Raw genomic sequence first — 21,796 nt, 5'->3', positions numbered from 1 at the left:
TGCTCTTCCTTAATGCAATGCGCTAGTTGTGTTGCGCTACGGTGTCAGAGGCATCATCCGCCCCACCAGCCCGCACCCATTCGTCCACCTCAGAGAGCTGGAACTTCCAGAGTCTGCCTATGCGATGAGCCGGCATGCCCCGCCGCTCACGCCAGCGATATACCGTGTCCTTAGCCACACCCAAGTGAAGGGAGACCTGCTCGGCAGTGACCCAATGCTCAGTACTCATGGTGGATACGCTCGATCTCAAGCTGTCATAGTCGTTTAAAGTCGGCTGGAGTCTATCAGCGAGAAGGCAGTTACGCAGCTAATAGCTACACGGTGATGGTCCTCACGCTACGCATGAATGTTCCCAATCCATTTGCGTGTACATCTATGGAAAGTGGGCTGCTAGAGATTCCGAACCCGACATTCGGTCTGAAAGCTATCCGAGCGCGGATCCTAAAGCCCGGAGCCTCCACCTGGAGAAGCTGGGCGTCTGCGGTGGGCGCGCGGACGTTGCCGGCCGCCGAACGTAACTACGTTCTTGGATATTTCGCAAATGGCTCCCACATGAATCACCTCATCGCGAACTGCGTGAAGAAACTGTAATGCTACCCTAGAGCGCTCATCCATCATGCGCGATGGCGCATGATTGTTGGTGTTCAGTAAGACTTTACCCACCATCCATCTAGACGACACGGGTGACCGACCGCTTGGCCAGTCAGCGTTATTGCGTGCCGCGGTGGTTAGTATCGGCAACCACTACACAGTGCCCATTACTCACATCATCCCTCTTTATGAAGGCACGAATGGCACCCAGGCGATGGACCTTGTGGGACGTAAGCTTTCACTACCCTGCCGACAAATACTGCGCCGATTCATGGACCCTGTAGGTACCCTTCTCAAAGCGCATGTTGATGATCCCGACCTGGCTGATCTGATCCCACTCGTACAAGTTGCTGTGAGCGATCTCGAGGAGCCGATCGCACTCGTCATGGGCAAAGAAAAAGAACGACCTGTCAGGCTAGGCGCTGCAGCAACCGACTTACTGCGACAGTTCAGAATAGTGGCATTGAGATTCGTCTGACTCAGAATGGCGAAGGTGGCAATTCAAGGACAAACTGAGGTAAAGAGCTCAGCGTACTACGCTGGAAAATTGAGTAACGCTCGCTTCTTTTTTCAACGCTTCTTACCTGAAGCCCACTTTCGAGCCGCGGCAATTGCAAGCGGCTGCACCTCAGTCATGGAGATGCCAACAGAACAGTTTTAATCCTGCAATAATTCAGGTCTATCTTCCTGCGTCTATTTCGACGCAGGAAGATAGAGTCATGTAGCTATCACCAGCCAACTGGTTGTAATCGCAATGCTTGACTGGTGATCAATGACATATTTTTTGTGCCTGAAAACACCATAACGAGCTACTCATCTGGCAGGGAGCCAGAGGACGATATCAACGGGGTCTGTTCAAAAGCGATAAGTCATCTGCGCTGTCAGTCCATGCGCACTGTTTTCGTACTTCGAACTGTACGCGGGCTGGAGGCCGGAGGAGTTGGACTGACTGATCGGAGCTGTGTTTTCCCAAAGGTAGGCGTATGCAATGTCGATGGTCAGCTCGTTTGTGGGAGTGTAACCAGCCCCGACGGTAACTGTTCGACGATCCCCAACAGGGATGCGAACGATCCGATCTTCGTTCTTCGTCGGAGACGGGTCGTAGGCAAAGCCAGTGCGCAACACCCACTGCGGAGTCAATTGGTACGAAGTACCTATAGCCACTGACCAAATGTCGTGAAAATTGACTTGCTCACCAACCGTCCCAAATCCTAAAGCGAGGCTGAGCGGAGGGATTCCCTTATTCTCAGCAGTCAAATCCTTCAAGCGACTCCAGCGCGTCCAGGTTGTGCCTAGGTAACCAGTCAACTTCTCATCGAAGCGGTATGTCAGCGACGTATCTACAGACTCTGGAAGAGTAACATCCATGCTAGTGCCGTATCGGCCGTTCAAGCGAAAGGCAGCAGGTGATTCAGAAACGCTGATGTGGCCTTTGAGACCATAATCAACCTTGGAATGATAGGTGAAGCCCCAAGTGGCGGACTCACTGATATCGATCATCACACCAAGGTTATAACCGAAAGCAGTGTCGTCCCCTTTGATCTTAAGTTCAGTATCTTTTCCAGTTGGGTTGAGCGCTGCGGTGGCCAAGTCGTTTTTCAACTTGCCATCAAGACGATTTATGGTTAACCCTCCCCCGACAGAAATAAAGTCATTGACCCGGTAACTTACGGTCGGCTGGAACGTGATCACTTTAACCATGCTATATGACCCGTGATAACGTCCTTGGAACGAAGACTCATAGTCGTTGATCAGTCCGAACGGTGCATACACACCTATCCCAACACTAACGTCATCACTCACGGGGGACGAAGCGTACCCGAAAGGAATGGTTGTAATAGGTGCCGAATCGCCTTTGTTAGTACCGCGAGCATTGCTCGATGCATTCTTGATATCAATGCTCGGATCTATGACAGCAAAACCACCGCTGATCTCCGCACGCTTGAGTTTGACCAACCCTGCCGGGTTTCCGTAGATAATGCTTGCATCCAATACAGTTGATGCCCTGCCCGAAAATGCCGTGCCCGCCCCACTGGCGCTTTGTTCATTGATACTAAAGCCATTGGAATATGCGTCAAGCGAAATTGTACAAGCACTGAGGGCGAGAAAGCGATGAAAAGCCTTTTTATACATTTTTATTCGACTCCGATTCGTAAAATAGCCCTCTGAAAACTTTCAAAAGGCCCTACCACGCTTCAAGCACCGTTCACAAAGTTCACGAAACATGGGTCCTCTAATTCTATTAAGATGGGAAAACCCAAAGTGTTATCTAGATGACACTCTGCTAGTAAAATCCGTTTGAATGAGTAAAAAATGGGGAGGGACCTGGAAGGTCGCCGCGGAGATTAGTCCAAGCATAGGCTGGGGGACGCCTATGGCGGGCGGGTGGACCACTTTACGTATGTGGCAGAAAATAACCCGGATATTGGCATCAATCAACCTTGTTGACCTTCGCGTAAAATTCGAAAATTGATTCTGGCAACACCATAAGCCACGTGCATGGAAGGTTTGGTTTTCAGCTTTCGGCGCCTTCGAGTAATCATTTATTAGGTGCCCTGCCCTTCCTAAGAAACAAACATGACTGAAGAGCCCGCCTTATATACCTGAGAAGATTTCCGCATCAGTCGCTTCGCCTTATGAAAATAACTGTAGCTCCAACTCAAAACAACAAGAGCGTTTTCAAAATGGATCATGATACAATTAATCAAGATGCTAGCACTTTTGTTATTTCTTCAATCAAAGACGTTCTTCGTATTGAAGATATTTCGTTAGAAGACAGGGGTATGCCTCCCAGTACGTATGAGTTGATTCGACGTAGCGCTGAACGCAATCCTGACTCTATTGCGCTGACCTTTTTGCTGAACGGGAACAGTGAAGAGAAGCCCTATCGGCTTAGCTACGCAGGCCTATTTGCGAAAGTTACGCAAACGGCAAACGCGTTCCATAGGCTGGGCATTAGGCCCGGCAAAGCAGTTTCTTATCTACTGCCCAACCTCCCTCAGACGCATTTCACAATATGGGGGGGTGAGGCAGCGGGAACAGTTAACGCTATCAATCCAATGCTTGACGGTGAACACATAGCGGAACTCATTCGAGCGTCCAACTCTGAAGTACTAGTGACACTATCCCCCGGTGAAGGAACTGATATCTGGAGAAAAATTTCTGCACTGCGCGACCACATTCCCGAGTTGAAACACATCGTTACAGTGGGCATGGGTAGCTATCAAAATGAGCCATTCCGCAATACTCTTCCAGAGGACATTTTCGATTTTGATGAGCTGATTGCTCAATGTCCCGCAGACCACCTTGAAAGTGGGCGAATTATTAACCCAGACGACATCGCATCGTATTTTCACACGGGAGGAACCACAGGCACCCCGAAACTCGCGCCCCATACTCATCGGAATGAGGTGGCGATGGCGATGATCATGGCGATGGCTATGGATTTCAGGGCTAACGACACTGCCCTTTGTGGTCTCCCTCTATTTCATGTCAACGGTGTAATGGTAACGGGCCTGGGCCCGTTCTATGTCGGCGCCGAGGTGCTTTTGGCAACCCCGCAGGGCTATCGCAACGGCTCATTGATTTCAAATTTCTGGGGAATTATCGAGCGCTACCGCGTAAGTTTTTTCAGCGGTGTACCAACGATCTATGCAGGCCTGCTCCAAGTACCCAGTGCTGGACATGACCTAAGTAGTCTCCGCTATGCACTCTGCGGCGCTGCGCCAATGCCGGTAGAACTGATCCACCAGTTTGAGTCTAAAACCGGACTGAAGCTGATCGAGGGCTACGGTATGACCGAGGGCACTTGTGCAAGCAGTGCTACCCCATCTGCAGGCGAGAGACGACCAGGCTCTATTGGGCTACGGATGCCTTACTGTGACGTTAAAATTGCGATCTTGGATGGTGATGGTGATTTTGTCCGCGATGCCGAAATAAATGAAATTGGTACCGTCTGCCTACGTGGGGTCACCGTGTTCACCGGCTACCTGCAACCTGAAAAGAACCGCCGGATTTGGATCGATGGTGATTGGTTTAATACCGGCGATCTGGGGCGTATAGACGCGGATAGCTACATATGGCTTACAGGAAGAAGCAAAGATCTGATCATTCGTGGTGGTCATAACATCGATCCACAAATGATCGAGGAAGCGCTACACATTCATCCAGATGTAGCTATGGCAGCCGCAGTGGGAAAGCCAGATACCAGGGCAGGCGAGTTGCCGGTAGTATATGTCCAGCTCGTGCCAGGCGCCAGTACAACGGCCGAAGTGTTGCTGGAGCACGCGGCAGCTCATATTCCGGAACGAGCAGCGGTACCGAAAAACGTATGGATTGTCGAGACCATTCCGCTGACTCATGTAGGAAAAATTTTCAAACCCAGCCTTCGCTTTGATGCGATTCAGCGGGTGTTCGAAGAACATCTTCGCCATCTCGACCCGGGTTTGAAGGTAGAGGTGGTAGCCGATGACATTTATGGCCAACTTGCTCATGTCTATGTGAGCAGTCATACCGACACACTTCAGGCTGCTATTGAGCAGATCCTTAGCGGCTTTACCATTCGCCACACCATAATAAACAAAGATCCGTTAGTCTAGATATCAAGCCTCTTAGAATTGCTAATGCCCAAATTTCGCTTAGTCACTTCCTTATCAAAAAACGCATTCAGATTAGAGCGAGTTGATTAATTTTTTACGGCATGGGCTCAGGATAATAGAGGAGGACTTATCCAGACTAGCTATACTTATGACCGGTGGAGTCATGAATAAAGTTATGGCCTCTTGACGCTCTGAAAGCCGTTAAATAATCGCTATCCAAAAGTGTATCTAATCTGGCGATGTCTAAGCGTTCCTGTCATCGTGACTTCCACGGCAATGGTTTTGGTGCTGGCTTGATTGCCCTCGATGCAGACATTCGATTTGCGGAGCCCGAAGCGCGATTATCCATTATGGAGTCGCGGTGAGGGCTGATTCTGCTACACAAAGACGTGGCGATGGCGCTGACATTCTGGTGGCGTCTTCGACACTCGGCAGGCCCACCACCCAGGGCTGATCACTTACACCTCCGATGATCCGTTAGAGGAGCCTCGGGATTTGCCCTGAGTTTTCTCAGCGCTCTTTGCATGCAGTGGCTGCCGCAAAAAAGCTGATGATAGACGCTTGGACCAATTCCGAATCGATTGCGCAGACGTTGAGAAGGTTGTGGCAGCGTCCGGTAAACAGCAAAAAACTAAGCTATTTCCGTACGCCGCCGTTTTCAGTGAGATTGCGCCTCCCACGATTGCTCAGTTGCAAACTGAAGAGCATTAAACTTCGATTAGTGACGAAATAGATACAGTTGCTCGAAACTCGCTAGGTGTAAATCCTGTCCATTTCTTGAAAGCTTTTCTAAAGTTTGATGCGTCTGAAAAACCCACCCGCTCCGCTATATTATCGATAGTCATTAAGGTGCGTTCGAGATACTCGATCGCCAGCGTTTGGCGAATTTCGTCAACCAAGCCCTGATAGGAAATCCCATCAGAAGCCAGATGGCGATGCAACGTACGAAGAGAAATACCTAGTTGATCTGCAACTTCATCAATTTTGGCGAAATGTCCGGGCCGGTTGACCAGTATAGTGCGGATGCTCTGCGCTAAATCCGAGCTCGGTTTGTTGTTGAACAAAAGCTGATCACAGAAATTTTCACAGAGTAGCGCTGTCATCTGATTGGCATTGGGAAGAGGAAGTGCACGTGAGCTAGCGTCGTAATGCCACTCCATAACGCCAGCGTCGAACTCCACTGGGCAATTGAGCATCTTCTCGTAGAGTCGCCAATGCTTTGGCGCGGGATAGGGCAGCAACATGCATACAGAGGGGAATGGGGCTTCAAGTACCCGAGACAACATCGAGTGATTTGAGCTTCGCCAAAATTCAGCTACGAACGGCAACAAATCGCCCAGTGAATCGGGATGGTGACTTCGCATGATGCCGACTTCCCGGTCAATTGACGAGGTTATATGCAGCACCGGGCCAGCCTGCCAAAGATGCTTGAAACAGAAATCAAGTGCATCACCGAGTGTACGACTGCTAACCAAGGCATAACCGAAAATACCGAAATCGCTTACACGCTGTCTTGCGCCGGCGTGTAGCGCAACGTCTGACCGGACGGTCAAGCGTTGAGCATTTGCATAAATCGCTAATCTCTGCCTTCTTGAGATCAGTGACTGCGGATCAGCAAACTGACGAGGATGCACGCCGGAACCCTCTACCAGCTCTCTAAGCGAAACTCCTTGGCTGGCCATCTCAGCGACAAGAGCATTCAAACCGAAAAGGCTCAAGCTCGGAGTGTGGGCATCTTGAGGCTGGTTTGAGAAATGGAGTTTTTTATTCTGATTCATGAGGTGACTACCTTCACGCGTTTGGCAGCAAATCACCCCAATACTGGCATCAATCAACCTTGTTGACTATAGAGCTAGAATCGAGAATCACTCCTGGCACCCCAAAAGCTTCGTGTGCGGAACCCTTGGTTTCCAGCTTTCCAGCGCCCCAAGAGACAACCCACTAGGCACTCTGACGTTCCAGGAGAAAATCATGACTGAAGAATCCACTGTAGATATCAGCTACGACGGTGCACTGGCCATCCTGACCATGAACCATCGGCCGCATAACCTGATTGATTCAACACTGGTCAATGCATTGCTGGCAGGACTGGATGCCGTCCTAGGAGCAGGCGCACGTGCTGTCGTAATACGTACTGGACTGCGCAATTTCAGTGCAGGTGGCGATGTGTCAATGTTTGAAGCCCGCATTTCCCCCGAGAAAAAACCAATAGAGCTCTCGGCTACAAAGCTCCTTCATGCATTCAAGAGCTTTCCACTACCAATCATCGCCAGCGTTCGTGGCATCTGTGTAGGGGGGGGGTTTGAGCTGTCATTGGCATGTGATTTTGTCATTGCTGCCAAGTCAGCCAAATTCGGCTCCGTAGAATCCACAATTGGGTTAAACCCGCTGATGGGTGCAATTCAGCGCCAAGTGCAAGCTGCAGGCCTGCTTCGTGCCAAAGAAATCTGCATGCTCGGACATCGCTATGACGCCGAAACCATAGAACGCTGGAATCTGATTAACCGAGTTGTCGCTGATGAAGTTTTAGAAGAAACGACGCTGGTGATTGCTCAAGAATTTGCTCATGGCCCGACCCTCGCGCATGGCATCACAAAAAAAATTGCGCACATCGCAGCAGATCATGGACTTGAGGCGGCGGATACTGCAATGGGCGAATTGCAAGAAGCTCTGTGGGACACTGAAGATCTAGCTATCGGCGTTAAGTCGCTGCTCACCTCCGGCCTAGGCCTCGCTAAGTTTGTGGGGCGCTAATTATGGCAGGTCCTCTTCAAGGTCTTCGCGTAATCGACCTGTCGCGAGTGCTCGCAGGCCCCTTATGTGCCAAGACGCTGACTGATCTTGGTGCTGATGTCATCAAGATTGAACCGCCTCGCGCAGATGTGTCGCGTTTCTCCGCGCCTACCAATCAGAATGGGGTTTCGGGTTATTACGCCCAACAGAACGCTGGAAAACGAAATATCTCGCTTGATCTCAACTTTGCTGAAGGAAGAGAGTTGGCGATGCGCTTATGTGAGACTGCCGACATAATCGTTGAGAATTTCCGACCAGGAACGCTCGGTTTTTTCGGCCTAGATTACGCAAGCGTAGCTGCTCGAAATCCGAAAATAATTTACGTATCGATCTCGGGGTATGGTCAAGGCGGCCCGTGGGCTAGTCGGATGGCTTACGCCGCAACTGTCCAGGCTGAGATAGGCCTTACCGCACACACCAAGCGTCATTTTGGAGACGCTCTGAGCGTTGATCGTACAGATAGCCTATCCCATGCCGATATTTATACCGGACTACAGGCAGCAATTGGCGTATTGGCTGCTTTGAATCGGTTACACAGCACCGGAAAAGGGCAACACATCGACGTTTCGATGGCTGCGACAATTATGTCCATTAATGAGCATGCGCATTTTGATTTGAGCGATCTGGATAGCGGAGATGAATTTCCGATCCTAGGTGCGACTGATGGTGTTTTCTTCAATGGTCCGGGCGGCGAGCGTTTCATCTCAGCCATTAGCCTCATAAACAACCTGACTTTCCGGTTCTACATGGCGGCGATGCGCCGTCCAGACCTAATAGATGATCCTCGCTTTTCAAGTGCAGCAGCGCGTCGAGAACATCTGACAGAACTGCATGCCTTGGTGCAATCCTGGATGCTGACCTTCCAAGACATGGCTGCTTTGGATGCACAACTCGACGAGGCCAAAATCGCCATTGGTAAAATACGCTCACTTCGAGACATTGCTGATACGGAATGGGCTACCTACTGGGGCGCAGTCGATGAAGTTTCGGATCGCAATGGCGGGACCTTCCGCCTACCTGGCCGACCTTGGCATTTCTCCGACGATGAACTAGATCCACCAGGAGATCCGGCTATTCAGGGTGAACATAACCACAGTATTTGTACCGAACTCGGCATATGTGAAGCACAGATTGAAACTTACACAGAATCAAAAATTCTAACGGGAAACTTTGCGTCCCAAGTTATTAAAATGAGTCATGAGACCTAGAGCCAATCTAGAAAATCAAAGCGAAAAACCCAAACTTCCCACCATCTATTTTCTCGCAAAGGAAATAACAATGACACAAACCCCTATCTTAGCGACAACTATAGCACGCATCAAAAAAACAGGAAGTAAAGCCTGGCATTAACACCAAGCTTAAAGGAACTTTTACGAAACCCCAAAAATACAAAATCAAGAACGCTGATTTGTTAGATGTATTCACTGACGAGAACATCACTAATCAAATCGGCGTTTCCATACGCAACACTAAAAACTTCCTGTCTTGGGGAGTTTTCTGTCGTCACGATTAAGCTTCATAGAGACGTCCTAGTTCGATCTGAGTCCCCCGCGCCACCGATTTCCTTTCTGTAGTGACTGACAGCGAACTTATTCAGTCACACATAAGCATTGCGAGCATTTAAACTGTCATTTGTTGTCGCAATCATCGCGACTGCGACGCCGATGATCATTAATGTAGCGGCGGAGTCCTTCCACGTCTTTGACTGCCACTTTGCCGTAGTCCGTTTCAATCAAGTTCAGCTCTCTTAGCTCCTTCATTACTCGATTGACGTTTGGTCGAGTACTACCAACCATGAGACCGATGTCTGACTGAGACAATGTCAGCTTCACGACATCAGTTGATGACCTTTGCATGTCTGAAAGCCAGAGGAAACGAGAGGCTATTCGAGCAGCTACCGGTTGCGTCAGCAGTTCCTCTAACATTCGAAGCACGCTCCTCAGTCGGCGGCTAATCTGAGCAGCTACCGCACTCTCTACTTCGTGATGCGTAAGCCTAAGATCATTGAAATCACGTGCTTTCCACACCCTCAGCACAGACTCGCCACGCGTAATATAGTTTACCGAGTACGGCTCCTCGTCGACCACTGAACTGTCGCCGATCACGTCTCCTGGCTTGTAGATGTATATAAGAACCTCTTGGCCATCAGCGGTGAGAATACACTGACGAACTTCACCAGAAACGATCTGGAAGACCTCAATAATTGGATCGTTTTGTTGGTAGAGGGTGGTCCCACCAGGCAAGCTCCGTAAGCGTGATTTCTCATGCACAGCGTTGCGAGTCAAAGGGCTCAGATCTTCGATCCAATTGAAACCGATCATTTCTACATGGCTCCTTCTGCCTACCTTCTCTTAGGGGGCCCGCCGATTGCCATTCCGTACTCTCGAAAAAGTCGGAGATGCCGGGCCGGGCCAAGTGACAGATGCTCCCGTCACATCGAATCATGAGTTAAGTACGCTGCGCAAATCTTAGGCCCACTTGTCCTCTGGGCGGTTGTTGCCAACCGATAGTCCCCTCGTCGTAGCCTCACAAATTTCATGAGTCCGAAGAGGACCTGCTGGGCAGTTCAACCGCCCCCATGTGGTCCAAGAAAGGGTGCGCCGCGAAGCGACACAATCGGCGTCGTCGCCCTCATGTTTGACGTCAGCCATTGAAGACCATGCTGTCAGCACGGGCCGGCTTGGAGCATTCAAACGGGGGACTTGCGCGTAGCGACGTCGTTGTGCCTTCAGGGCGGCATATTTTTTGGGCCCAAATTCCAGTTTGCAAGACGCTGATCACATTCAAAAAAATCTCAGACCTATATCACCTCTATGAATACCTATCCGTATTAACAGCGGCAGGAGATTCGCGTGCTGATTTCTCATTCTGCACGCTCATTTTTCTAAGAGGATTTAAACATGTACGCTCCATGCCCAAGCTGCAACTCGGGAAGAGTCGTCACTAAAAACGTTGGTAAACACACAGGTGGATTGATTGGGACAGCAGGAGGCGCGGCCAGTGGTGCCGCAAGTGCCTTGTCTGGCGCAGAGGCCGGGGCATTCTTAGGTGTGGCTGGAGGACCTTTTGGAATAGTCATCGGGAGTATCGCTGGGGCGCTTTTAGGGGGGCTACTTGGCGGGGTTGCTGGCGGAGTCGCAGGCGCCACGCTCGGTGAGCAGATCGATGACAAGGTACTGAATAACTATCAATGCCTAGAGTGCGGTTACAGCTTCAGCGCCAACCGCTAACTCATCGAGTCAGCCCCTGTTTCTCATGCAAACAGGGGCTCCCCCTTTGTCAAAGGACCTATTCCCATGGCTCATCTCATTGAACAAATGGCTTACGTTGGCGCAACTCCCTGGCACGGTCTGGGTAGTCGCCTTTCCCCGAAACAACCCATCGATATCTGGCAGCGCGAAGCGGGTATGGACTGGATGATCCAGCACAGCCCGGTGCATTTCAAATCCGATAGCATCGGTGCGCTTGGCTCAATTCACACCTTCCCTGAACAGAAGGTTCTCTACCGCTCCGATACTAAGGCCCCGTTGTCCGTGGTTTCTCAGCGCTACCAGGTCGTGCAGCCGCGCGAGGTCTTGGAGTTCTATCGGGACCTCACTGAAGTATCGGGCTACGAGCTGGAAACGGCCGGCGTACTAAAAGGCGGTCGCAAGTTTTGGGCGCTAGCCCGCACTGGCCAAGGTACGACCTTGAAAGGCAACGATCAGGTCAATGGTTATCTCCTGCTGGCCACCTCCTGTGACGGTACCTTGGCTACCACGGCCACACCTACAACTGTGCGGGTAGTTTGCAATAACACGTTGACTATTGCGTTGGACGGTTCCGCCAAAGCGATCAAGGTGCCGCACAGCACGTGCTTCGATCCACAAGCGGTGAAAAAGCAACTCGGTAACGCCGTCTCGCAATGGGACAACTTCATGCACCGTATGCGAATGCTGTCTGAACGCAAAGTTCAGTGGCATGAAGCCATGGGATTCTTCATGAACGTGCTGTGTGATGCCAGTCCGAACACGCCCCTACCGGCAGTACTTCCCAACGAGCGGGCGCTACGCAAGGTGCAATGCCTATATGAAGGTCAGGGCCGCGGATCAACCCTGGAGTCAGCTCAAGGAACTGCCTGGGGCCTGCTCAACGCCGTGACGGAGTACGTCGACCACGAACGCCGAGCAAGAAGCATCGAGTACCGCATGGATTCTGCCTGGTTCGGGCAAGGAGCAAAGCTCAAGCAACGGGCGCTGGAGGCGGCGCTACAACTTGCAGCTTAAGCCTGGTTTTCACTGTCCCTCATCAACCCCTTTCCCATTCTGTTCTTCCACTCCCTAAACGCCTGATCAGCCTCGTGCTGATCAGGCGTTTTTTATGCCTCAAGGAAATGATTATGAGCACTCACTCCCTACAACATCTCAGAACTAAACCCCGTCCTGCCTTACGCTTGGTCGACACCAAACAACTGCCGCGTGAGGACTGGTTGACCGTGCGCAAGCAAGGCATCGGCAGTTCGGATGCCGCCGCCGCTGTGGGCCTGAACCCTTATAAATCACAGCTGGAACTGTGGATGGAAAAAACCGGGCGTGACGCCTTACTAACCATGCTCGATCCGCAGGATGAGGAAAGCCCCGCGTACTGGGGCAACATCCTGGAGCCGATTGTCGCATCCCATTACACCCGGCGCAGCGGTCATCGGGTCCGCCGGGTCAATGCGGTTCTGCAGCATCCTGATCCCAAACTGGCCTGGATGCTGGCCAATATCGACCGTGAGGTTATCGGTGCGTCAGAAGTGCAGATTCTCGAATGCAAAACCGCCGGCATAAACGGCGCACATCTCTGGAAAGAAGGCGTGCCCGAGTATGTGCAGTTGCAGGTCATTCACCAGTTGGCCGTGACTGGCAAGCAGGCGGCGGATGTGGCGGTACTGCTCGGAGGTCAGCACCTGGAAATCCATCGCATTGAGCGCGATGAGTCACTGATAGCTCGGCTGATCGACCTGGAACGGCTCTTCTGGGATTACGTCGTCAGTGACACCCCACCGCCAGCAGACGGTTCGGCCTCAGCGGAGCAAGCTTTGCGCTGTCTGTATCCGCACGACAATGGACAAACCCTAGACTTTAGCCAGGACACACTGCTCTGCACGGCCTTTACCGAGCTGCAGAACGTGCGCAAGTCGATTGCTCTGCAGGAGGCGCAGGAAGCTCAACTTAAGCAAACACTGCAACAGGCCATAGGCGATGCCAGTCGGGCGACCTTCGCAACCGGCAGCATCACGTGGAAGAAAGCCAAAGACAGCTTGGCTCTGGATATCCCACGCCTGCTAAAAGAAAAGCCTCATCTGCAAGTTCGCTACTCGACCACCAAAGCCGGTAGTCGACGTTTTCTGCTGGCTTAAGCGATCGTTCGCTCCTCCCTTATCCCCGTGCCCTCTCCCTTCAATGCCACCCTGGTCGCTCGTGCGGTCTCGGTGGCGTTTTTATTTCAGTTACAGGAGAACTCCCATGCTCAAAGGTTTAGCCATCACGCCACCGATTTTGGGCCGAATATCCATCGGCAAGGTCGTCGAAAAGAACGGCAAACGTCTGCCGGAAAAGGACGATCAATTCACCCTCACCTCCCAAGTGCAGAGCCGTGACGGCTGGTTGCTGCACCCCCTTAACGAAGAACTGCGCAATGGCCAGGACGGCAAACTGCGCAGCATTCCGATCCGGCTGCTCTTCAACGAGCCGGACCTCAACTTTCGGGCTGACTACAACCTGTTCGACCGTAACACCGGCCGGCCGTTGTGCGTCGGCAATGGTGAGACCTGCAAGCGTCTGACCAAGGATGGTGTTCAGTCGTTGCCCTGCCCTTCACCGGATGGCTGTTCACTGGCTCAAGGCAATGCCTGCAAACCTTACGGCCGGCTCAACGTAGTGATTGGCGATGACGATCCACTTGGCAGCTTTGTCTTTCGCACCACCGGCTACAACAGCATCCGCACCCTCGCAGCGCGACTGCATTATCTGCAAGCCATCTCCGGTGATCGACTGGCCTGCCTGCCGCTGGAGTTGCGTCTTCGCGGTAAGTCCACTCGCCAAAGCCACGGTGCACCGATTTTCTATGTAGACATCACGGTACGCAGTGGTCTGGGCATGGAGGATTCCTTAATCGCAGCCAAGCAATTGGAGGAGACCCGACAAGCCGCGGGTTTTGACCAGAGCGCCTTGGATCAAGCGGCTCGGCGGGGCTTTAACAATGGGGCCTTTGAAGACAGCGAGGAAGACACTAGCGCCATCGTCGAAGAATTATTCCCTGTCATTGAAGATCAGCCCAGCCGTATAGAAGTCAACCCCCCTCCACTGGCAGCGCCTGCCAAACCCTCACTTGCCCAGAAGCTGGAATCACGAGCCTCGCAGCACAAAAGCAGGTATTCGGTTCAGTAGCCACCAACTCTTCTGCGTTCTTCCCTATTCGCTCAGGAATACCCGAATGAAATATCACAAGCTGATAGCCGGTGAAACAACCGGTACCTATGTCATGGAATCCCCGGTTACCGAGGCTGACATCCTGCAGATGGCACAACAACTGGCAATGAGCCGTCTGTCTAAAGGCCGGGCATTGACGGAGCCAAAGCAGGTTTTTAGCCACCTGCAAACACTGCTGCAGTACCACGAGCACGAGGTCTTTGCGCTACTACTGCTTGACAGCAAACATCGAGTGATTGCCTTCAGGGAACTATTCAGAGGCACGCTGGATGGTGCCCGCGTGTACCCGCGAGAAGTGGTCAAGATTGCATTGGAGCTCAATGCGGCAGCGGTAATTCTGGTACATAACCATCCATCCGGCGATCCTGAACCCAGCCAAGCTGATCACACGCTAACCCAGGCGCTCAAGAACGCCCTCAGCATGATTGGCACCCAGACGTTGGATCACATCGTTGTAGGTCATGAAGGCTGCGTATCGCTGGCTGAACGAGGTTACCTTTAACTCCAATGTACACACCGTCCGATGGACCGCCTTTGGCATTGCCAGGGTGGTTGTCGGCACGGTGTCCTTCTATTTTTTTTGTGATTCAGCGTTGTGCTCAGCTTCTGCTGCACCCGAAACCATGGGAACCATCCCCAAAAACCTTCGTGCTCGACTTACACAGGTAGCTCGCACGATGGAAGAAGGCTGCCTGTCCGGCTATCTCGTCGCGATACAAGTGATAGTAAGGATTTTGTGGAATCTCGACCAACCCCCTGACGGCTTCTACTGATAGCCCTAAAGCACTTGCCCACGCTCCTTCCAAGCGATTAAACATGTTGTCTCTGCCTGATTCGAGCTTACCCAGCGCATTGAATGCATCGTAGTTCAGCAAGATCGCAAAGTGATGATGTGGTCGCCCGTGCTGTCCTTGTTCCCTAGCCCAGACGTAACGCACCTTGGTGTCGTGTGCGTACTTATTCACAAGTTTCGCCATTTGGCGATTGTGCTTGATCTTGGCTTTAAAGGATTCAATGAAGCGGTCAATAACTTCGTTCGTGAAAGCGTAATCGGGCAATTGATTGTTAGCTGGTAGCCGCAGGTCAAACCTGAATGCAAACACACGAGGGTACTGATTAAGCGCTCGAGATACCGTCTGATGAAGACGGTTTAGGTACTCTTGGATGAAAGGTCCCTTATCCACTTGCACGGTCAAGCCTTGATAAGAACCTTCGTAATGAAGGGTTAAGTTCGTGTTGCCTGGATATCTAGCCATGATGGAGCTCCGAGTATTTAGTTTCATATAGTCAGGCCCACTAGTACATTTTTACTTACACCCAAGAATACAGAGCACAATACTGCTCTGCTTAGAGTGGCTACCTTCCCTCCGACACGCCCCCTACACCTAACCAGTACAGACATGCCAAACTCACAATAGAGATACTGTATAAGCATAGTACCAATACCGAAACTTTCTGACGACACAACACTAGATAAAATACCAGCAAGCCCTGTTAAAAAAGATACATCACAGAGACACAACAACTCTGGAAAAACACCATGAAGGATAAGTTCCTTCATGGTGTTAACTAGAACCAAGCCAGTGAAATTCACAAAGGAAAACGCAGCAGATCCTCAAGCATCATTCTTCGCCAACTGATCCCGCTCTTTAACTTTAATTAGTATCCAATCGTGAACTTCACTTTCCAGCCAACCTACACAACGGTCCCCCAAGGAAATAGGTTTGGGAAATGAATCTACCGAAATAAACTTGTAAATCGTAGATCTAGCAAGACCAGTTAGATCCATGACCTCTTTCAATCGAATTATCCTCATGAACGCAGCTCCTGTATTCGTCCAGAGGATTGGCAAGCCCAGTAAAAATTAACGTGCTACAGACTCTACCCCTCACCCAGAGGAGGAACCTGGCGAGGCAAACTTGGCAAAGCAGCGCACCTAATGGTAATCCAACGCAAAAATTGCTTATAAACGGGAGGTTGCTCCACTTCGCCAGATAGCTGCTTAAAAAGGTTCATCACCCCAGTAAAGACTGAGCAAACGCGATATCATATCTACTAGAGTCAATCTTGATTGACACTTGTACGATTTTAGAGTAAACCTATATCCTTACTTGATTCACGCTAGAAGGACTCTATAGTGGCACTACACCTTGAAGATGATCTTTCCCAAGTTCTCGGCGAAACGGAATACAGCAATCGCCACGATATATGGCTGTGGTACACACTTTTATTCTACGAAACTAGATTTAACCCAAATGACTACTCAGATACTGGCATGAGAGACAAAATGGCCAGGTATCTTCAGACCAGGACATGGAGAGTCGACGAGCTACTTAAAGAAAGACGCAAACAACTTGTCCACAAAAGAGATATTGAGTGGATAACGGAAGACCGCCGCGTAGCAGAGTGGATGACAAGAGAAATCCAAAACTCGACCGGACACAGCCAACTCAAGAATTACTTCGACCTAAAAGAAAAAGATCTACCTATCGCGATCCTCGACGTATGGCAAAGAGACATAACTCAAAAAGCAAACCTACTTAGAGATCTTGAACAAAGATGGAAAAGCCACAAAACAAACGACAAAGTGTATGCTTGGTTTAAAGATGACGACCAGAAAAGCCAATTCGCTTGGGACTGGCTAGAAAAGAACTCCTTCGTCGTCACACTGGGGTCAGCCCCCTTCGAAACATTCGAAGACATCTTGATTTTTTTTGACAAAGCGAATTACTCACGCGAACAAAAAGAACTTTATATAGGGAAAATTAAAAAAGGATGGGCTCAGAAAAAATATAGAGAAAACCTAAAAGGAAAGGCTCAGTACAACTTTGTTCTTTCAGACAAGGCAATTGAAAATCTCGAAAAGCTGGCGAGTCGCCATGAAGTAAGCCGAGCAAGAATTTTAGAAATCTTGATAGAAATGGAGACAGAAAAGAATGACCACATACCTGAACGAATCAAAACATTACAACTACTAAAAAATTTATGACTAAAAATAGCACCACTCTTTTAAGTTTATCCATGACTGAAGCGACAAATCTTTAAAACTTGTAACCCTGACAAAAACACTCGACTCATCACTTAGTACTTTGCCTAACGATTTGAGGGAAACGCCCGCCTAGAGCAATACCACCTTTTTTGATCGCCCGTTTGTTTAAGTACTCTAAGGAGCTATAGATAGCTATGTGCATCTTTAACTCTATAAGACTTGGATTACCCAACCTTCCAGTCTATGCCGAGTTACAGGCATCCCACACTGCGGGTGACAAACGTGATAGAGCGCGCCAGTATGGTGCCACTACGAGAGGTGCGAAGCACAACTCAAAAACCGTACGCGCGGATATCCGTTATCCCCGTGAGCACTCGCAGTCTAGGGAAGGAAAGGCTATATGCGGCTGAGTCGAATTACGATCAAGAACTTCAGAAATTTCAAGCACCTCGACGTGTACTTGGGGCAGCACGCGGTGGTACTGGGCGAGAACAAGGTGGGTAAGACCAATCTGCTCTTCGCCCTACGGATGATCCTGGACCCTACCCTACCTGACTCCGCGCGGCGGCTGCGTCTTGATGATTTCTGGGATGGCCTGACCAGGCCGCTGAAGGCCGATGATGTAATTGAAATCTCAGTTGAGTTCAGCGAATTCGAGGACAGCGTAGAGCTGCTTGCTGTACTTGCCGACCATTTGATTAACCCCGCACCGATGGTGGCAAAGGTCACGTATCGCTTCCAACCTATTATGGGCATTGATCGTCCCCCTCGCGGCGAGGCGGATTATGAGTTCGTGCTTTTCGGAGGTAGTCGCCCAGAAAACTCCGTGGGCTACGAGTTGAGACGGTGGATGCCAATGGACCTGTTCCCGGCACTTCGAGACGCAGAGTCAGACCTTGCTCGCTGGACACGTTCTCCTCTAAGACCGTTACTGGACCGGGCCGCGCAGACCATCGACGAGGATGATCTCCAGGAGATTGCGGACGAAGTACATGCAACGACATCCAAAATTGCGGCCTTGCCCGAACTCGCTGACGTGGTGACGCAGGTCAATGGCCAACTCACAGAAATGATTGGCGAGAAGCATACGATAGAGACGGCTCTAGGCTTCGCCCCAACAGAGCCTGAGCGCTTGATCCGTGCATTGCAGATGATGATCGACGGCGGCAAACGAGGCGTCGCAGAAGCAAGTCTAGGCTCCGCCAACGTGCTGTACCTTGCACTGAAACACTTGGAGCATCAGTACCTGGTGGAAGAAGGGGAGCGGCAACACACGTTCCTGGCGATTGAGGAACCCGAGGCGCACCTGCACCCCCATCTGCAGCGTCTGATCTACCGAAACTACCTGAAGGAGCGTGATGAGGATGATCCTAGTCCAGAGCTGCGCAGCATCATGCTCACGACCCATTCGCCGAACGTTGCTAGCGTTGCCCCACTCTCGAATGTGGTCGTTTTACAAAGCATCCCCAAGGAAGGGCATACCGTGGCGCGATCACTTACGGGGATCAAACTCAAGAAAGCTGACAGAGAGGATCTTGAGCGATACCTAGACGTCACTCGCGGTGAGCTGTTTTTCTCGAAAGGCGTGATTCTGGTAGAGGGTGATGCAGAAAAATTTCTCCTGCCGACCTTAGCCCGCCTGTATGACAAAGCATTCGATTTTGATGCGATGGGTATCACCGTTTGCTCAATCGCCGGCACCAATTTCGCCCCCTATGTGAAGCTATTGGGGCCCAAAGGACTCAATATTCCATTCGCGATACTCACTGACTTTGACCCTAAGGGCTCAGAAGCCAGTCAAGAGGACGACGACCCAGAAGCCGAACACATAATTGATAGTTACGGGAAGAGCCGCGTTATAAACCACATCATGAAAGCTTTGCTTCCTCCGAAGCGTTGGGAAGAGCTCACAGCCCATCAACTGCTCAAGCTTGCGACGCGGTGTGGCGTTTTTCTCAACGAATTCACCTTTGAGGTTGATGTGTTCAACGCCGGCGCCGAGGAGCACTTCCAAAAAACTGCCGAAGGGCTGTCAACTAACGAGAAGATGCACGCGCGCTTCGAAACCTTGAGTAAAGATCCAACCTCCTTGGATGAGAAGCAATTTCTGAAAGACATCGACTCCATCGGCAAGGGACGATTTGCCCAACGACTAGCTTCCACGCTGCGAGCTGCAGACGCAGATGTGTGCCCCGCCTACATCAAAGATGCTTTGGAATACATGAGGGAGAAGCTGCGATGAATGCTGCGAGACCCGAGTATCTGGTTGCTGCTGACGACCTACGCGGCAATGATGACCAATGGGCGGCCTACGAGTCGGCAGGTAACTGCGTCATTCTGGCTGGCCCCGGCAGCGGAAAGACTAAAACCATCACACTGAAAATCACCAGACTGCTTGTAGAGACGGTGTATAGACCACAACGCGTCGCATGCATAACCTACAGCAATGCCTGTGTATCTGAGTTGAGATCAAGGCTGAACAAGCTCGGAGTTGAGGATGGCAATCGCATTCTCATCTCCACGGTGCACTCATTTTGTCTGACTGAGCTCGTATTGCCCTACTCGAGCTTGGCAGGTCTGAAGGTGCCGGAGCCGTTGGCAATAGCGACACCAGCCGAAGCCAGTAGACTTTTCAATGCGGCTTACGCCGCGCTGCATGGGGGATATCCGAAGAGCTACGTCCGTACGGCGTGTGACAAGTTACGACGTACGATTCCAGATCGGAACTCAGCCGAGTGGAGGGCATGGTCTTCATACGAAACGCAAATTGTCGAAGCTTATGAGGACCTACTCTTGGTGCACGGGCAGATCGATTTCGACGGTATTGTGCTTGCCGGCCTAGAGCTGGTTGAGAAGCACGAATGGGTGCGCCGTGCGATTCGGGCAAAATACCCTGTCCTGGTGATAGATGAGTATCAGGACCTCGGCCTGCCGTTGCACCGCATTGTTCGGGCATTACTCGATGCGAATGTCAGGGTGATAGCTGTTGGTGACCCTGATCAGTCGATATACGGATTCACCGGTGCTAACCCCGGTTTGCTAAGGGACTTGGCACAGGATCCTCGAATTGAGCCGATCACCCTCAGGCTTAATTACCGCTGCGCCGATCGCATCATCGCGGCATCAAGGTCACTTTTCCCTGATCGCGCGGATTTTGAGTCCTTCGATGGCCGGCAGGGTGAAATTGTTATTCACAAGCTTGAACGTGACCTCGCGGGACAGGCAAAGTATGCGTTCGAAACGCTGGTGACAGCCCTGCTCGATGCAAATGACACCTGGTCCCCAGGTGATATTGCCTTGCTTTATCCGAGCAAGATTGAAGGTACTGAGATTGCCAAGGCAGCCGATCGCTTACAAATTCGTTACTTCCGCCTAGACAATGGATCGCCGATTAAACGAACACGCTTAACCGAGTGGCTCACCGAAGCGGCGCGATGGTGTGCCGGAGGTTGGGAGACCGGCGAAGTACAGCTTTCTCACTTGCTCAAAGCTTGGCGACGCTTGCAGCGGGCGGGAAAAAGCGAGACTCAGCTACACGAGTCTCGCAAACAACTGATCTCAGCTCTCTTCGCGTTAAGAGATGGTGCTTTGTCGCTTCATGAATGGCTGACCTCCTTAGCTACAGCCGTTCTGAACGACATGCTTCGTGGAGAGCCAGGTCTAAGCGATGAGATCGATAACCTTAACGAGCTTATTGAAGCTGCCACTGTTGGCGGGGAGCTTGAAGACTTCACTGTCCAGATTTTTGGTAATCAGGGAAAGAGCCCAGATCAAATTAACCTCATGACGCTTCACAGCTCAAAAGGGTTAGAGTTTCAGGCAGTGATCATGCTTGGGTTGGAAGAAGGCGTGGTCCCAAGCAAATACGTTAAGACGGCCGATGCATATGAGGAGGCCGCGCGCCTGTTTTATGTGGGTGTTACCCGCGCCAAGGCGCAGGTACATTTAGCGTTCGATAGGGTCGAGTCTCCCTTTATCACCACAATCCGAACTGCGACCTAAATGCGCTGAGGATTGCCTGATTCTAGGGAGCACACACGCGATGGCAATCAGGCATGTGCTGATTCGCCAGAGCGAATGAAGGCATGAACAAGCGCCAGCAATTGCCTTCAGAAGCCGTTGCTTGAGCTCAAAATCGAGATCCGAAATATGGCTATGAAATTCAACTCTGACCGACTAAAGGCGGTAATTTAAATAGATCCGCGCTTGGTATTCCAAATAGTATTCCAACGGAAAACCAAACCGAAAATAATCTATATAAATCAATATATTAATAGACCTGTTCAGATTACCCCGGCCCACCAACTCAACAAAAAAAGACGTCCAGGGACGTCTTTTTTTGTGCCTGGAATCCAGTAAATCCGGGGGTT

The 21,796-nt window shown here is 51.0% G+C and carries 19 protein-coding genes; 13 read left to right on the top strand and 6 right to left on the bottom strand.

From position 1 onward, the window contains the following. Positions 1 to 22 precede the first annotated feature (22 nt). Positions 23 to 229: a helix-turn-helix domain-containing protein gene (locus AC07R1_RS25555; RefSeq protein ID WP_495111077.1), complete on the bottom strand. Its 207-nt coding sequence runs from the start codon at positions 227 to 229 to the stop codon at positions 23 to 25. Between the two features lie 411 nt (positions 230 to 640). Between AC07R1_RS25555 and AC07R1_RS25550 the strand changes: the two genes are divergently transcribed. Together AC07R1_RS25550 and AC07R1_RS25545 are read left to right on the top strand one after the other, a co-directional pair. Further along, positions 641 to 1,069 (top strand): hypothetical protein, encoded by a 429-nt coding sequence (locus AC07R1_RS25550; RefSeq protein WP_495111076.1) that lies wholly within the window; start codon positions 641 to 643, stop codon positions 1,067 to 1,069. Positions 1,070 to 1,075: 6 nt separating this feature from the next. After that, positions 1,076 to 1,252, top strand: a complete 177-nt coding sequence (locus AC07R1_RS25545; RefSeq protein ID WP_495111075.1) for an acyl-CoA dehydrogenase C-terminal domain-containing protein — start codon at positions 1,076 to 1,078, stop codon at positions 1,250 to 1,252. 194 nt (positions 1,253 to 1,446) lie between these two features. On the opposite strand, the gene AC07R1_RS25540 is transcribed toward AC07R1_RS25545, so the two are convergent. Beyond that, a complete protein-coding gene (locus AC07R1_RS25540) occupies positions 1,447 to 2,724 on the bottom strand; it encodes an outer membrane protein transport protein (RefSeq protein WP_495111074.1) in 1,278 nt (425 codons plus the stop codon). Between the two features lie 551 nt (positions 2,725 to 3,275). On the opposite strand from AC07R1_RS25540, the gene AC07R1_RS25535 reads away from it, so the two are divergent. After that, complete coding sequence (locus AC07R1_RS25535) at positions 3,276 to 5,189, top strand: acyl-CoA synthetase (RefSeq protein WP_495111073.1); 1,914 nt, start codon at positions 3,276 to 3,278, stop codon at positions 5,187 to 5,189. 707 nt (positions 5,190 to 5,896) lie between these two features. Here AC07R1_RS25535 and AC07R1_RS25530 read toward each other — a convergent pair. Further along, the gene (locus AC07R1_RS25530) at positions 5,897 to 6,967 is read right to left on the bottom strand and encodes an AraC family transcriptional regulator (RefSeq protein WP_495111072.1); all 1,071 of its coding nucleotides are present in this window, start codon (positions 6,965 to 6,967) and stop codon (positions 5,897 to 5,899) included. 193 nt (positions 6,968 to 7,160) lie between these two features. Here AC07R1_RS25530 and AC07R1_RS25525 point away from each other — a divergent pair, with 193 nt between their 5' ends. Beyond that, positions 7,161 to 7,943: an enoyl-CoA hydratase/isomerase family protein gene (locus AC07R1_RS25525; protein WP_495111071.1), complete on the top strand. Its 783-nt coding sequence runs from the start codon at positions 7,161 to 7,163 to the stop codon at positions 7,941 to 7,943. A gap of 2 nt (positions 7,944 to 7,945) precedes the next feature. After that, positions 7,946 to 9,190 carry a CaiB/BaiF CoA transferase family protein gene (locus AC07R1_RS25520; RefSeq protein WP_495111070.1) on the top strand — a complete coding sequence of 415 codons (1,245 nt, stop codon included), beginning with the start codon at positions 7,946 to 7,948 and terminating at the stop codon, positions 9,188 to 9,190. Positions 9,191 to 9,610: 420 nt separating this feature from the next. Here AC07R1_RS25520 and AC07R1_RS25515 read toward each other — a convergent pair whose 3' ends face one another. Then, positions 9,611 to 10,303 (bottom strand): Crp/Fnr family transcriptional regulator, encoded by a 693-nt coding sequence (locus tag AC07R1_RS25515; protein WP_495111069.1) that lies wholly within the window; start codon positions 10,301 to 10,303, stop codon positions 9,611 to 9,613. 579 nt (positions 10,304 to 10,882) lie between these two features. Between AC07R1_RS25515 and AC07R1_RS25510 the strand changes: the two genes are divergently transcribed. From AC07R1_RS25510 to radC, 5 genes are all read left to right on the top strand, one after another. Next, positions 10,883 to 11,212, top strand: a complete 330-nt coding sequence (locus tag AC07R1_RS25510; protein WP_495111068.1) for a hypothetical protein — start codon at positions 10,883 to 10,885, stop codon at positions 11,210 to 11,212. 66 nt (positions 11,213 to 11,278) lie between these two features. Then, positions 11,279 to 12,247 (top strand): DUF932 domain-containing protein, encoded by a 969-nt coding sequence (locus tag AC07R1_RS25505; RefSeq protein ID WP_495111067.1) that lies wholly within the window; start codon positions 11,279 to 11,281, stop codon positions 12,245 to 12,247. Between the two features lie 113 nt (positions 12,248 to 12,360). Next, positions 12,361 to 13,365, top strand: a complete 1,005-nt coding sequence (locus AC07R1_RS25500; protein ID WP_495111066.1) for a YqaJ viral recombinase family nuclease — start codon at positions 12,361 to 12,363, stop codon at positions 13,363 to 13,365. A gap of 106 nt (positions 13,366 to 13,471) precedes the next feature. Beyond that, positions 13,472 to 14,395 (top strand): recombination directionality factor, encoded by a 924-nt coding sequence (locus tag AC07R1_RS25495; protein ID WP_495111065.1) that lies wholly within the window; start codon positions 13,472 to 13,474, stop codon positions 14,393 to 14,395. Between the two features lie 46 nt (positions 14,396 to 14,441). Continuing rightward, complete coding sequence (radC, locus tag AC07R1_RS25490) at positions 14,442 to 14,939, top strand: RadC family protein (protein WP_495111064.1); 498 nt, start codon at positions 14,442 to 14,444, stop codon at positions 14,937 to 14,939. A 97-nt stretch (positions 14,940 to 15,036) separates the two neighbouring features. Here the strand turns inward: radC and AC07R1_RS25485 are convergent, their stop codons facing one another. Both AC07R1_RS25485 and AC07R1_RS25480 read right to left on the bottom strand, forming a co-directional pair. Further along, positions 15,037 to 15,693 (bottom strand): YagK/YfjJ domain-containing protein, encoded by a 657-nt coding sequence (locus AC07R1_RS25485; protein ID WP_169893876.1) that lies wholly within the window; start codon positions 15,691 to 15,693, stop codon positions 15,037 to 15,039. Between the two features lie 359 nt (positions 15,694 to 16,052). After that, complete coding sequence (locus AC07R1_RS25480; RefSeq protein ID WP_495111063.1) at positions 16,053 to 16,253, bottom strand: helix-turn-helix transcriptional regulator; 201 nt, start codon at positions 16,251 to 16,253, stop codon at positions 16,053 to 16,055. A gap of 321 nt (positions 16,254 to 16,574) precedes the next feature. Here AC07R1_RS25480 and AC07R1_RS25475 point away from each other — a divergent pair, with 321 nt between their 5' ends. From AC07R1_RS25475 to AC07R1_RS25465, 3 genes are all read left to right on the top strand, one after another. Next, entirely contained in the window at positions 16,575 to 17,426 is an 852-nt protein-coding gene (locus tag AC07R1_RS25475; protein ID WP_495111062.1) for a hypothetical protein, read from the top strand. Positions 17,427 to 17,826: 400 nt separating this feature from the next. Then, positions 17,827 to 19,668, top strand: coding sequence for an ATP-dependent nuclease (locus tag AC07R1_RS25470; RefSeq protein ID WP_495111061.1), 1,842 nt, complete (start codon positions 17,827 to 17,829; stop codon positions 19,666 to 19,668). Further along, the gene (locus tag AC07R1_RS25465) at positions 19,665 to 21,428 is read left to right on the top strand and encodes an ATP-dependent helicase (RefSeq protein ID WP_495111060.1); all 1,764 of its coding nucleotides are present in this window, start codon (positions 19,665 to 19,667) and stop codon (positions 21,426 to 21,428) included. Before AC07R1_RS25470 ends, AC07R1_RS25465 begins: the two co-directional genes overlap by 4 nt. Positions 21,429 to 21,796: the final 368 nt, after the last annotated feature.

Source organism: Pseudomonas sp. GW821-FHT07F01, assembly GCF_059418825.1.
Note: the sequence above shows the minus strand (reverse complement) of the source record. Positions and strands in the feature narration are given on the sequence as shown.